This is a genomic window from Streptomyces sp. f51, from assembly GCF_037940415.1.
Taxonomy (GTDB): domain Bacteria; phylum Actinomycetota; class Actinomycetes; order Streptomycetales; family Streptomycetaceae; genus Streptomyces.
This window is the reverse complement of sequence record NZ_CP149798.1, coordinates 4,969,113-4,981,264: the sequence shown is the minus strand read 5'-3', so window position 1 is coordinate 4,981,264 and position 12,152 is coordinate 4,969,113. Positions and strand designations below refer to the sequence as shown.

Here is a 12,152-nt window from a genome sequence, read left to right as displayed (position 1 = left end):
CGCTCAGAGGTCCCCGGCACCGTCCTGTACGGGCCGGATGACCACCGGGCGTCCGGTGCCGCCCTCGGGGCCCGGGCACCGGGTGACCCGCTCGGCGATCTCGGTGACCCGGTCCAGGCTCGCGCAGTCGACGACCCAGTAGCCGGCCATCAGCTCCTTGGTCTCGCTGTACGGGCCGTCGGTGATCACGGCCTTGCCGTCGGGGCCCAGCGCCACCTGGCGGGCCCGCGCGGGGTCGGTCAGTCCCTGGGCGTCGACGAGCTCACCGGATTCGGAGAGGTCGTCGCTGATCGCGCCCATGTAGGCGTACATGGCCTGGAGTTCCTTTTCGCTCCAGGCCGGCGACTGCGCGGAGGCGTTGCCCCGCATGCCCTCGTAGTCGGCCTGAGTGCCCTGCACCATCACCAGGTACTTCATGAGTACGCTCCTTCGGCTTCCTCGGCTCGGACCGCCCGTGGTGGGCGGCTCTCACAGGGGACGTCGGAGACGGCCCGCGTTTCTCTACACGTCCGCGCGCGTCTTTTTCGCGATGCCGTGCGAGGGTGCCCGGTGGACGTCAGGACTTCTCCGCCGCGGACTCGTCCGGAAGGGCGCGTTCCTGCTCCCGTCCGGGCGCCCGTCCGTGTCCGGGGTCGTCCGCGCGGGCCGCGCAGTCCGGGTTGCGGCAGGGCCCCGGACCCCAGCGGGGCACCCAGGCGCCCAGGGTCTTGTACCGGTGCACGACCGTGGCGACCGGCTGCCCGCAAGCGGGACATACATGCTCATCGGTGCCCATGCCTTCAGGGTAGGACGGCGCACCGGCCGCTTCCTGTCGTACGCCCGGGACCGCACCGGGTGCGAGGGCCGCCCCGGACCTAGGCCTGCGCGGCCCCGCGCGGTTCGCGCCACATCGGCCACATCCGCGGGCCGTCCGGCAGGTCGAGGGGACTGCCCGTGAGCTCGAAGCCGAGGCGTTCGTACAGCGCGCGGCTGCGGGCGTTGCTCGCCTCCAGATAGGCGGCCAGTCCCTCGCGGTCGCAGCGGTCGAGGACCGAGCCGATCAGCGCGCCGCCGAGGCCCTCGCCCTGGCGCTCCGGCGCCACCCCGATCATCCACAGGTACGCGTGGGCCCGCCCCTCGGGGTGGATGTCCGCAGTCAGCCGTCCGATCAGCTCGACCCTCTCGTTGTCCGGGTCGACGGCCGCGCGGAGCTGCGCGGGACCGTCCTCGTCCGCGCCCTCGCCGCGGGTGTCCCCCTCGCCGGCGTCGTGGTTCCCTGCGGCGGGAACGGACAGCCACAGCGCGCACGCCGAGCCGTCCTCGGCCAGGTCTATGCGCCCCTCCGCGAGCACGACGTCGGTGAAGGCGGCCATCAGCCCGGGGTGCTTCGCACGCCGGTGCGCCGCGTCGGGGAAGACCCAGTTGCTCACCGGATCGTCCTGGAAGGCATCGTCCAGCAGCCGGACGACCAGCTCCCGGTCCGTCTCGTCCGCCACCCGGATCGCCACACCCATGACCAGCCCCGCCCTTCGCCCCAACCAGCCTCGACCGTACGGCGGTTGAGCCTATTACGCCGAGGTGGCGGCGACCGCCCGCCGGGTACCGGGGAGACGTCCGGGAGCGGGTCCCGCACGCCGTGGGGACGTGCGGGGCCCGCTCTCCGAACCCCGGACGCCGCACGGTCGTCAGGTTCCGTACGGCGCCCGGGGTTCGGGGGTTCGGGAGGCGGCCGCGCGTTCTCGGGCTCCTAGCTGCTGCGTCGCGTGACGAACTCGGCCAGCGCGATGAGCCCGCCCGCCGCCTCGGGATCGGGGACCGCCCGGGACAGTTCGTGCATCGCCCGGGACATCCGGTCGGCCGCCTGGGCCTGCGCCCAGTCGCGCCCGCCCGCCCGCTCGACGGCCCGCGCCGTGCGTTCCAGCTCCCCTTCGCGGTACGGCTCGGCGTACAGTCCGGCGAGCTCGGCGGCCGCCGGGGTGTCCGAGGTGAGCGCGGCCACCACGGGCAGCGACTTCTTGCGGGCCGCGAGGTCCGCCCCGGCCGCCTTGCCGGTGCGGACCGGGTTCCCCCAGATCCCGATCACGTCGTCGATCAGCTGGAAGGCGAGCCCCGCCTCACGGCCGAACGCGTCCAGTGCCTCCACGTCCGCTGCGGACGCACCCGCGTACAGACCGCCGATGGCGCAGGCGCTGCCGAGCAGGGCCCCCGTCTTGGCCTCGGCCATGGCGAGGCATGCGTCGAGGGTGACCTCGTCGGGCCCGAGCCTCTCCATGGCCGTGTCCGTGTGCTGTCCGGCGCACAGTTCGACGACGCAATCCGCGAGCCGCGCGGCGGCGGCCGAGGACGCCGGGTGCGGGTCCTCGGCGAGCATCCGCAGGGCCAGTGCCTGGAGGGCGTCCCCGGCGAGGATCGCGTCGGCGTCGCCGAACACGGTCCACGCGGTGGGGCGGTGTCTGCGGGTGGTGTCCCGGTCCATGACGTCGTCGTGCAGGAGACTGAAGTTGTGGATCAGCTCCACGGCGGCGGCCGCCCGTACGGCCGCTCCGTGCTGTCCGCCGAGCGCCTGGACCGCGCTCAGCACGAGCGCGGGGCGGATGGCCTTGCCCGCGTTGCCGGTCCCGGGAGTGCCGTCCGCCTCCTCCCAGCCGAAGTGGTACAGGGCGACCCGGCGCATCGAGTCCGGCAGCGAGTCGAGGGCGCGGCGCAGTTCGGGGTCGACCAGCGCCCGCGCCCGTTCCAGGACGACCGCGGCCTCCTGCGCGTCGGACGGGCCCGGCGTCTCCCTTCCCTCCGTGGTCCTCCCGCCGGTGTCGCAGCGGTTCTCCACGGGTCTCCCGCCGACACCGCGTCCCCGCCGCGGTCCCGCCCCCGAGGGCGGGACCACAAGGGGTTCCGCGTCGCGGATCGTCACCGCCAGCGGCCGATCTCGACGTTCTCCAGGATGCCGAGGGCGTCCGGCACGAGGACCGCGGCCGAGTAGTAGGCCGTCACCAGGTAGGAGATGATCGCCTGTTCGTTGATGCCCATGAAGCGCACCGACAGGCTCGGCTCGATCTCGTCCGGGATGCCCGCCTGCTGGAGCCCGACCACGCCCTGTTCCGCCTCGCCGGTACGCATGGCGATGATCGAGGTCGTACGGGCGTCGCTGACCGGGATCTTGTTGCACGGGAAGAGCGGCACCCCGCGCCAGGTCGGGATACGGTTGCCGGCCACCTCGATGCTCTCGGGGACGAGCCCGCGCTTGTTCAATTCGCGGCCGAACGCCGAGATCGCGCGCGGATGGGCGAGGAACAGCTTGGTGCCGCGGCGGCGGCTGAGCAGCTCGTCCAGGTCGTCCGGGCTCGGTACGCCGTCGTGCGGCTGGAGCCGCTGGTCGTACTCGCAGTTGTTGAGCAGGCCGAACTCGCGGTTGTTGATGAGCTCGTGCTCCTGGCGCTCCTTCAGCGCCTCCACGGTGAGCCGCAACTGCTGCTCGGTCTGGTTCATCGGCTGGTTGTAGAGGTCGGCGACGCGGGTGTGCAGCCGCAGGACGGTCTGGGCGATGCTGAGCTCGTACTCGCGCGGGGACGCCTCGTAGTCCACGAAGGTGCCCGGGATGTCCTGCTCGCCGGTGTGGCCGGCCGCGAGGTCGATCTCCTTCTCGCCGTACTTGTTCGTGCGCTGCGACGGGATCGCGCGAAGTTCCGTGAGGTGTGCGTTCAGGGACTCCGAGCGTTCCGCCACCTGTTCGAGGTCGTTGCGGGGCAGGACGAGCACGGTCACCGCCGTCACCGCGCGGGCCGTGTACTCCCAGATGGCCTCCGGGTCGATGAGCGACTGTTCGCCGAAGTACGCGCCGTCGGCGAGGACCCCGAGCACCGCGTCGCCGCCGTAGGGACCGGTGCCGATCTTCTCGACCTTGCCGTGCGCGAGGAGGAACACCTCCTCGGCCCGGCTGCCGAAGGAGGCCAGCACCTCGCCCGGGGCGAACTCCCGCTGCTGGCAGCGCTGGGCGAGCTCGCCCAGCACGTCGTGATCCTCGTACGACCGCAGCACGGACAGTTCCCCGAGTTCCGCGGGGATGACCTGGACGCGGTCGCCGGTCTTGACGAACGTCACGCGGCCGTCGCCCACGGAGTAGCTGAGCCGCCGGTTCACGCGGTACGTGCCACCCTGCACGTTCACCCACGGAAGCATGCGCAGCAGCCACCGCGAGCTGATCTCCTGCATCTGCGGCGCGGACTTGGTGGTGGTGGCCAGGTTCCGCGCGGCTGATGTGCCGAGACTCTGCTGCGGACGGTTCTGCTCCGCGCGGACCTCTTCGCCTACCGACATGAAAATTGCCCTCCCGGTCGTGCACTGATCTTCGCGGCCAAGCCTTTCATCACGGAGTGTGCTGATGCCATTACACGAATGAGGGGGAATGGATCACTCCGGACCTGGGCAGGGAGGGCGATTGCGTTCCCGCCGGGCTGACCGGATCGGCTCGCACGCTGTGCGAACGGGTGGGCCCGCCGGCCCGGGCGGCTATAGAAGCTGCGGTACGAGACGGCCACGGCAGGGTGGCCGGCGTACAGCGCGAAGGAGTCGGCCATGGCATCGCCCATGTCCGCGGGCAGTTTCCTGGACCGGATCAGGGACGAAGGCGTCCACGTCGTCGAGGTCGGCGACTGGCAGCATCACAACCGCAACCAGAAGGGCCCGTGGGGGCCGGTGCACGGGGTGATGATCCACCACACGGTGACCTCGGGCGGCGCGCTCACGGTCGGACTGTGCCGCGAGGGCCGCGAGGACCTGCCGGGACCGCTGTGCCACGGGGTCATCACCAAGGACGGCGTGGTGCACCTGGTCGGCTACGGCCGCGCCAACCACGCGGGCCTCGGCGACGACGACGTGCTGCGCGCGGTGATCGCCGAGAAGGCGCTGCCGCACGACAACGAGGCGAACACCGACGGCAACCGCCATTTCTACGGCTTCGAGTGCGAGAACCTCGGCGACGGCAAGGACCCGTGGCCCGAGGTCCAGCTGGACGCCATCGCCAAGGTCTGCGCCGCGATCTGCCGGTTCCACGGCTGGACGGAGCGCTCGGTCATCGGTCACCTGGAGTGGCAGCCGGGGAAGGTGGACCCGCGGGGCTTCACGATGAACTTCCTGCGCGGCCGGGTCCGCGAGCAGCTGAAGTGAGCTGAGACGCCGAGGGCCGCTGCCGAGGGCCGACGGCCGCCGCCGCGGCCCCCGCGCCGGGCCGCCCCCGGACAGGTGTCCGACAATGAGGGCGTGACCAGCCCCGCCAGCCCGGACCGCGCCGTCCCGGAGCACGCGCTCCCGGAGCACGCCGAGGTCCGGAACCGCACGGTCCCGGAGCACGCCGAGGTCCCCGACCGCGCCGTCCCGGAGGACACCGTCCGGGACCGCGCCGTCGCAGGCCGCGCCGTGCGGGACCTCGGCACCCCGGAGCACGCGGCCTTCGCCGGCCTCCCCGTCGGGAGCCCCGGCCCTCCCCCGCTGCTTCCGTCCCCCTTGCGAGAGGTGGTGGACGGGCGGTTCGAGCGGTACGGGGTCCGGCTCGTCCTGAAGCGGGACGATCTGATCCACCCGGAGCTGATCGGCAACAAGTGGCGCAAGCTGACGCCGAACCTGGAGGCGGCGGCGGGCCGCACCCTGGTCACCTTCGGCGGGGCCTACTCGAACCATCTGCGCGCCACCGCCGCCGCGGGCCGTCTGCTCGGTCTGCCCACCCTCGGCGTGGTCCGCGGCCAGGAGCTGGCCGACCGCCCGCTCAACCCCTCTCTGGCCCGCTGCGCCGCGGACGGCATGCGCCTCCACTTCGTCGACAGATCGACCTACCGGCACGTGTCGGAGCCCGGGACGCTGGCCGGGATCCTGCGCGCGGTCCGCGCCGAGGACGCGTACGTGGTGCCCGAGGGCGGCAGCAACGCCCTGGCCGTACGCGGCTGCCTGGCGCTCGGCGAGGAACTGCGGGACGCGGACGGGGTCGACGTGGCCGCCCTCGCCTGCGGCACCGGCGGCACCCTGGCCGGGACGGCCGCGGGCCTCGGTCCCGGCCGGCGCGCCCTGGGCATCCCCGTCCTGCGCGGCGGCTTCCTCGACGCCGCCACGACGGCCCTCCAGACGGCCGCGTTCGGCGCCCGGCGCGGGAACTGGTCCCTCGACGACCGCTTCCACTTCGGCGGCTACGCCCGCACCACCCCCGAACTCGACTCCTTCGCCGAGGACTTCGAGCAGCGGCACGGGCTGCCGGTCGAACGTCTCTATGTCGCCAAGATGCTCTACGGACTTGTCGCCCTCGCCGAGGAGGGCGCGTTCCCGCGCGGTACGACGGTGGCGGCCGTGATCACCGGAGCGCCGTTCCCCGCCGCGCGCACCGGGACCTGACCGGCGTGAGGGGTCCTGGATCTCAGGCCGCCTCCCGGTAGGCCGCCGCCTCCTCCAGGTCCAGCCGGCGCAGCAGCGTGCGCAGCATCTCGTCGTCGATGTAGCGGTGGTCGCGCAGCTTGACGAAGACGTCGCGCTCGGTGCCGATCATCTCGCGGGACAGCCGGCGGTAGGTGTCGTCCGCGGTCTCGCCGGTGACCGGGTTGACCGCGCCGAGCCGTTCCCAGACGGCGTTGCGGCGCCGCTCCATGACCGTGCGCAGCCGCTCGGCGAGCGGCGGGGGCAGGGCGTTGCGCTCGTCGGCGAGGAGTTCGTCGAGGCGCTCCTCGGCCGCGCGGGAGGCCTGCGCCTGGGCGTTGGCCTCGGCGAGGGTCTCGGCCTGGGTGTCGCGTCCGGGCAGGTTCAGCATCCGGATGAGCGGGGGCAGGGTCAGGCCCTGCACGACCAGCGTGCCGATGACGGTGGTGAAGGTCAGGAAGAGGATCAGGTTGCGCTCGGGGAAGGCCCCGCCGTCGTCCACGGTGAGCGGGATGGAGAAGGCGATGGCGAGCGAGACGACCCCGCGCATGCCGGCCCAGCCGATGATGAACGGCCCCTTCCAGGTGGGGTTGTCCTCGCGTTCGCGGATGCGCGCCGACAGCAGGCGGGGCAGGAAGGTGGCGGGGTACACCCAGACGAAGCGGGTGGCGACGACGACGAGGAAGAGGGCGACGGCGTACCAGGCGGCGCTCGTGCCCTTGTAGGCCCCGAGGCCCTTGAGGACGACCGGCAGCTGGAGTCCGATGAGCGCGAACACCGCGGACTCCAGGACGAAGGCGACCATCTTCCACACCGCCTCCTCCTGGAGTCTGGTCGCGAAGTCCACCTCCCAGGAGCGGTGTCCGAGGTAGAGCGCGACGACGACGACCGCGAGCACTCCGGAGGCGTGCAGCTGCTCGGCGATCCCGTAGGCGACGAAGGGGATCAGCAGGGAGAGGGTGTTCTGGAGGAGCGCCTCGTTCATGTGCGTGCGCAGCCAGTGGATCGGGATCATCAGGGCGAGCCCGACGACCACGCCGCCGACCGCCGCGAGCAGGAACTCGCCGATGCCGCCCGCCCAGGTCGCGCCCTCGCCGACGGCCGCGGCGAGCGCCACCCTGTAGGCGGTGATCGCGGTGGCGTCGTTCACCAGGGACTCGCCCTGGAGGATCGTGGTGATCCGTGAGGGCAGTCCCACCCGGCGGGCGACGGCGGTCGCGGCCACGGCGTCCGGCGGCGCGACCACGGCGCCCAGGACGAGGGCCGCGGGCAGCGGCAGGCCCGGTACGAGCAGATAGGCGGCCCAGCCGACCACGAGGGTCGCGAAGAGGACGTACCCGACCGACAGCAGGGCGACGGGCCTCAACTGGGCTCTCAGGTCCAGGTAGGAGCTGTCGGTGGCCGCCGTGTACAGCAGCGGGGGCAGCACCAGGGGGAGCACGACCTCGGGGTCGAGTTCGTACGCGGGCACCCCGGGGACGTACGAGACCAGCAGGGCCACGGCGACGATCAGCAGGGGTGCCGGGACCGGGGTGCGGCGGGCGGCCCCGGCGACCGCCGCGCTCCCCGCGACCAGCAACAGCAGTGGCAACACGTCCATCGTCTTCCGCCCGCCCTCTTTTTCCGCGCGGCATCCCGCGCGCCCGACGTAACCTGGCAATCATGAAACAGTGCACGCACGCCGAAGCGCTGCCGCAGCCCGAACCCGTCCCCGGGAGCGAGACCTGCCTGGAGTGCGTGGCCGCCGGCACCCACCCGGTGCAGCTCCGGCTGTGTCTGGAGTGCGGGCATCTCGCCTGTTGCGACTCCTCACCCCTGAGGCACGCCTCGGCCCATCACGACGACACCGGACATCCGATCATGCGCACGTTCGAGCAGGGGGAGAACTGGCGTTGGTGTTTCGTGGACCACGTCCTGGTCTGAGCCGTGGATCACGTACGCGCGTGACTCACGATCCGGACGGTTCGAGGGTCTGACGTCTGGGTACGTCAACCCGGCGCGCGCTCTTCCTATTTGGGGCCGCAGACCTCTAGCCACTGTCCGTACTCATGGGCTTACTATGAGTGACAGCAAGGGGCGGGGTCCCCAGGACAGGAAAGTCGGGAGCGCGGTAGCGTCACCGCAGAACGACGTAGCGCGTTACCCCGGGGGGCGACCCTCGGCCCCCGAAAAGAGCTCGAATGAGCTTGTACCACCTTGGAGGTGAGGGTGTCCCAGATCGCAGGCGAGCCCGCGACGAAGGACTTCGTGGAAGTCCGGCTGCCCGCCGCGGGTGCCTACCTGTCGGTACTGCGCACGGCCACGGCCGGGCTGGCGGCCCGTTTGGACTTCACCCTCGACGAGATCGAGGATCTGCGCATCGCGGTGGACGAGGCATGCGCGATCCTGCTTCAGCAGGCCGTCCCCGGTTCGGTGCTCAGCTGTGTCTTCCGGCTGATCGACGACTCACTGGAGGTCACGGTCTCGGCGCCCACCACCGACGGTCACGCTCCGTCACGTGACACCTTCGCGTGGACCGTCCTGTCGGCACTCGCGGGCAAGGTCGACTCCACCGTCGCCGAGGACAAGACCGTTTCGATCAGCCTCTACAAACAGCGCGGCGCGGGACCCGGGCCGGCGTGAGGAACGGGGACGGGCCGGTGCGGGACGAAGAGCGCGGCACACGGGAGCCTCCCGCGGGGCGCGCCGACGGCCCGGCCGGGCCGCGGCACACTGCGGACGGCGTCGACGGCATCCCCGAACAGGCCCGGCCGCATCCGGAGATCGACGTCTCCTCGGCGGCGGAGCCGGGAGCCTTCCCCGTCCGGGGAGGTCCCCCCGGTTCGAGCGCGGCCGAGGACACGGGGGAAGAGCCTCGAGCTCGGGAAATGGTGACGGGCGGGACTATGAGCGAGCACGAGCGAAACGCGGAGCAGAACGTGCAGGGCGCGCAGCACGAGCGGGAGCCCGATCAGGGTGCGCAGGGCGCGCAGCACGGGCCGAGCACCCAGCACGTCCAGCACGACCCGCAGGACCGCAGCGGGGCGCGGGCGATGTTCATCGAGCTGCGCAAGCTCCAGGACGGCAGCGCCGAGTACGCGGAGCTGCGCAACCAGCTGGTCCGCATGCACCTGCCGCTCGTGGAGCACCTGGCCCGCCGCTTCCGCAACCGCGGTGAGCCGCTGGACGACCTGACCCAGGTCGCGACGATCGGGCTGATCAAGTCGGTCGACCGGTTCGACCCGGAGCGCGGTGTCGAGTTCTCGACGTACGCGACGCCGACGGTGGTCGGCGAGATCAAGCGGCACTTCCGCGACAAGGGCTGGGCGGTGCGCGTCCCGCGCCGTCTTCAGGAACTGCGCCTCGCGCTGACCACGGCGACCGCGGAGCTGTCCCAGCTGCACGGCCGCTCCCCGACGGTCCACGAGCTGGCCGAGAAGCTGGCCATCTCGGAGGAGGAGGTCCTGGAGGGCCTGGAGTCCGCCAACGCGTACTCCACGCTGTCCCTGGACGTCCCCGACACGGACGACGAGTCCCCCGCGGTCGCGGACACCCTGGGCGCCGAGGACGAGGCGCTGGAGGGGGTCGAGTACCGCGAGTCGCTGAAGCCGCTGCTGGAGGACCTGCCTCCGCGGGAGAAGCGGATCCTGCTTCTTCGCTTCTTCGGCAACATGACCCAGTCGCAGATCGCGCAGGAGGTCGGCATCTCGCAGATGCACGTCTCCCGGCTGCTGGCCCGCACGCTGGCCCAGCTGCGGGAGAAGCTCCTCGTCGAGGAGTGAGGCGGCCGCGGGGGTGAGCTCCGCGGCGCCGGTTCCGGGGAGCGATCCCCGGAGCGCACGTCCACGGGAGGGAATCCCGGAGCGCGGGCCCGGAGCGCGCGTCCCCAGGAGGTGGTCCTGGAGCGTCAGGGGCGTGAGCCCCGGCTACTTCTCTTCCGGTGCGTCCCGCACGTCACCGCCGGGCCCTCGGATTCCGAGGGCCCGTGTCGTTTCCGGGTTCACCAGCAGCACGAAGGCCACCAGCGCGACCACCCCGAGGGCGATCCCGGCGGGGATGGCGACGCTGTCGGCCTGGAGCAGGGTGTAGGCGACGGGCAGGGCCAGGATCTGGGTGACCAGGGCCGGGCCCCGGCTCCAGGAGCGGCGCAGCAGCAGTCCGCGCGCGGCGAGCAGCGGCAGCAGCGCGAGGGCGATCAGCGTGATGCCGCCGGTAACGGCCTGCTGCCGGCTGTCGGGATCGCCGGTGAGTCCGAGGACGAGGACACAGACGCCGCCCGCCACGAGGGCGGTCCCCTCCAGCGCGGCCAGCGCCGCCGCGGCGGTCAGCCGACCGGGGCGGGCGTCGGGGTGGGGGGCGTCGGGGGTGGGATTCTGCTCACGGCTCACCCCCGAAGAGTAGCCGCCGGTCCTGGGCGTCCGGGTGCCCCGGGGGCCGGGAACCGCAACCGCCCCGGGCCTCGCGCCGGTCCCGTTCCGCACCCCCGCTCCACCTGCGGACTCTTACTTGATCCCTACCTCGGTCTGGGACGAGTACCACCCAGTAGGTACGCTGCATCGCATGCGTGCACTTCTCGTGGTCAATCCGGCGGCAACCACCACCAGTGCGCGCACGCGTGACGTGCTGATCCACGCGTTGGCCAGTGAGATGAAACTGGAAGTGGTCACGACCGAGTACCGCGGGCACGCCCGGGACCTCGGCCGGCAGGCCGCCGACAGCGACGACATAGACCTGGTCGTGGCCCTGGGCGGGGACGGCACGGTCAACGAGGTCGTGAACGGTCTTCTGCACCGGGGTCCCGACCTCCAGCGCCTCCCGGGCCTCGCCGTGGTCCCCGGCGGCTCCACCAATGTCTTCGCCCGCGCCCTGGGCCTGCCGAACGACGCCGTCGAGGCGACCGGCGCCCTGCTGGACGCGCTGCGCGAGGAGCGCGAGCGCACGGTCGGCCTCGGTCTCGCCGCGGGAACCCCCGGCACCGAGGACGAGTCCGTCCCCTCCCGCTGGTTCACCTTCTGCGCCGGACTCGGCTTCGACGCGGGAGTGGTGGGACGGGTCGAACAGCAGCGCGAGCTGGGCCGGCGCTCCACGCATGCGCTGTATCTCCGCCAAGTACTGCGCCAGTTTCTGGACGATCCCCACCGCCGGCGCGGAGTGATCACCCTGGAGCGCCCCGGCGCCGACCCGGTCACCGATCTGGTCCTGTCCATCATCTGCAACACCTCGCCGTGGACGTTTCTCGGCAATCGTCCGGTGTACGCGACACCTAAGGCCTCGTTCGATACCGGACTCGACGTACTCGCGCTCAGCCGCATGTCGACGCCCTCGGTCGCCCGGTATGCCACCCAGTTGCTCACTTCGTCCCCCGAGCGTGGACCCCACGGCAAGCACGCCGTCACTCTGCATGACCTGACGGACTTCACCTTGCATTCGAAGGTTCCACTCCCCCTTCAGATGGACGGCGACCATCTGGGACTGCGTACAAGCGTGACGTTCACAGGCGTACGCCGTGCACTGCGTGTGATTGTGTGAGTGGAAGGGGCCAAACTCCTTTCACTCGAACGTTTAGGCCACGGTCCACCCCATGGAAGTACGGCTGTGACTCAGCCGACACCGAGGAATCAAAAAAAACTTTCCGGAAGGGGTTGTATCCGCCGCTGAGGTTTGCGAGTCTCTACGTGGCGCTCGGGACGGCCCGCAACATCGGCCCCACAGAGCACCGGAACCCCTCCTCAAATCAAGGACCACACCAGTCCGTCTGGTTGTCGGCCCTTCACTTGTTGAGGGATTCGTGAAAGCGTTCA

The 12,152-nt window shown here is 71.6% G+C and carries 13 protein-coding genes; 6 read left to right on the top strand and 7 right to left on the bottom strand.

The annotated features are described in order from the left end of the window. Positions 1-3: 3 nt before the first annotated feature. From WJM95_RS21830 to WJM95_RS21810, 5 genes are all read right to left on the bottom strand, one after another. The gene (locus WJM95_RS21830; RefSeq protein ID WP_339131406.1) at positions 4-417 is read right to left on the bottom strand and encodes a YciI family protein; all 414 of its coding nucleotides are present in this window, start codon (positions 415-417) and stop codon (positions 4-6) included. Positions 418-556: 139 nt separating this feature from the next. Further along, complete coding sequence (locus tag WJM95_RS21825) at positions 557-775, bottom strand: hypothetical protein (protein ID WP_339131405.1); 219 nt, start codon at positions 773-775, stop codon at positions 557-559. 79 nt (positions 776-854) lie between these two features. Then, positions 855-1,493, bottom strand: coding sequence for a GNAT family N-acetyltransferase (locus tag WJM95_RS21820; RefSeq protein ID WP_339131403.1), 639 nt, complete (start codon positions 1,491-1,493; stop codon positions 855-857). A gap of 233 nt (positions 1,494-1,726) precedes the next feature. Then, the gene (locus WJM95_RS21815) at positions 1,727-2,806 is read right to left on the bottom strand and encodes a family 2 encapsulin nanocompartment cargo protein polyprenyl transferase (RefSeq protein ID WP_339131402.1); all 1,080 of its coding nucleotides are present in this window, start codon (positions 2,804-2,806) and stop codon (positions 1,727-1,729) included. An 80-nt stretch (positions 2,807-2,886) separates the two neighbouring features. After that, positions 2,887-4,293, bottom strand: a complete 1,407-nt coding sequence (locus WJM95_RS21810; RefSeq protein ID WP_339131401.1) for a family 2B encapsulin nanocompartment shell protein — start codon at positions 4,291-4,293, stop codon at positions 2,887-2,889. A 258-nt stretch (positions 4,294-4,551) separates the two neighbouring features. Between WJM95_RS21810 and WJM95_RS21805 the strand changes: the two genes are divergently transcribed. Both WJM95_RS21805 and WJM95_RS21800 read left to right on the top strand, forming a co-directional pair. After that, positions 4,552-5,142: an N-acetylmuramoyl-L-alanine amidase gene (locus WJM95_RS21805; protein ID WP_339131400.1), complete on the top strand. Its 591-nt coding sequence runs from the start codon at positions 4,552-4,554 to the stop codon at positions 5,140-5,142. A gap of 321 nt (positions 5,143-5,463) precedes the next feature. Next, positions 5,464-6,354 (top strand): pyridoxal-phosphate dependent enzyme, encoded by an 891-nt coding sequence (locus WJM95_RS21800; RefSeq protein ID WP_339135752.1) that lies wholly within the window; start codon positions 5,464-5,466, stop codon positions 6,352-6,354. A 22-nt stretch (positions 6,355-6,376) separates the two neighbouring features. Here WJM95_RS21800 and WJM95_RS21795 read toward each other — a convergent pair whose 3' ends face one another. Continuing rightward, complete coding sequence (locus tag WJM95_RS21795; protein ID WP_339131399.1) at positions 6,377-7,972, bottom strand: Na+/H+ antiporter; 1,596 nt, start codon at positions 7,970-7,972, stop codon at positions 6,377-6,379. Between the two features lie 62 nt (positions 7,973-8,034). On the opposite strand from WJM95_RS21795, the gene WJM95_RS21790 reads away from it, so the two are divergent. The 3 genes from WJM95_RS21790 to WJM95_RS21780 all read left to right on the top strand — a co-directional run bounded on the left by WJM95_RS21790 (position 8,035) and on the right by WJM95_RS21780 (position 10,133). Continuing rightward, on the top strand, positions 8,035-8,295 hold the full coding sequence (locus WJM95_RS21790) for a UBP-type zinc finger domain-containing protein (protein ID WP_339131398.1): 261 nt from the start codon (positions 8,035-8,037) through the stop codon (positions 8,293-8,295). A gap of 285 nt (positions 8,296-8,580) precedes the next feature. Continuing rightward, complete coding sequence (locus tag WJM95_RS21785) at positions 8,581-8,994, top strand: anti-sigma regulatory factor (protein ID WP_054228129.1); 414 nt, start codon at positions 8,581-8,583, stop codon at positions 8,992-8,994. After that, entirely contained in the window at positions 8,991-10,133 is a 1,143-nt protein-coding gene (locus WJM95_RS21780; protein WP_339131396.1) for an RNA polymerase sigma factor SigF, read from the top strand. Before WJM95_RS21785 ends, WJM95_RS21780 begins: the two co-directional genes overlap by 4 nt. Positions 10,134-10,277: 144 nt before the next feature. Here WJM95_RS21780 and WJM95_RS21775 read toward each other — a convergent pair whose 3' ends face one another. Then, the gene (locus WJM95_RS21775) at positions 10,278-10,739 is read right to left on the bottom strand and encodes a hypothetical protein (RefSeq protein ID WP_339131395.1); all 462 of its coding nucleotides are present in this window, start codon (positions 10,737-10,739) and stop codon (positions 10,278-10,280) included. Positions 10,740-10,911: 172 nt separating this feature from the next. Between WJM95_RS21775 and WJM95_RS21770 the strand changes: the two genes are divergently transcribed. Next, positions 10,912-11,880 carry a diacylglycerol kinase family protein gene (locus WJM95_RS21770; protein ID WP_339131393.1) on the top strand — a complete coding sequence of 323 codons (969 nt, stop codon included), beginning with the start codon at positions 10,912-10,914 and terminating at the stop codon, positions 11,878-11,880. Positions 11,881-12,152 lie beyond the last annotated feature (272 nt).

Excerpts from the sequence above, each read along its gene's own strand:
- WJM95_RS21830 (WP_339131406.1), bottom strand. The coding sequence starts at position 417 with ATGAAGTACCTGGTGATGGTGCAGGGCACTCAGGCCGACTACGAGGGC.
- WJM95_RS21825 (WP_339131405.1), bottom strand. The coding sequence starts at position 775 with ATGGGCACCGATGAGCATGTATGTCCCGCTTGCGGGCAGCCGGTCGCC.
- WJM95_RS21820 (WP_339131403.1), bottom strand. The coding sequence starts at position 1,493 with ATGGGTGTGGCGATCCGGGTGGCGGACGAGACGGACCGGGAGCTGGTC.
- WJM95_RS21810 (WP_339131401.1), bottom strand. The coding sequence starts at position 4,293 with ATGTCGGTAGGCGAAGAGGTCCGCGCGGAGCAGAACCGTCCGCAGCAG.
- WJM95_RS21805 (WP_339131400.1), top strand. The coding sequence starts at position 4,552 with ATGGCATCGCCCATGTCCGCGGGCAGTTTCCTGGACCGGATCAGGGAC.
- WJM95_RS21795 (WP_339131399.1), bottom strand. The coding sequence starts at position 7,972 with ATGGACGTGTTGCCACTGCTGTTGCTGGTCGCGGGGAGCGCGGCGGTC.
- WJM95_RS21790 (WP_339131398.1), top strand. The coding sequence starts at position 8,035 with ATGAAACAGTGCACGCACGCCGAAGCGCTGCCGCAGCCCGAACCCGTC.
- WJM95_RS21770 (WP_339131393.1), top strand. The coding sequence starts at position 10,912 with ATGCGTGCACTTCTCGTGGTCAATCCGGCGGCAACCACCACCAGTGCG.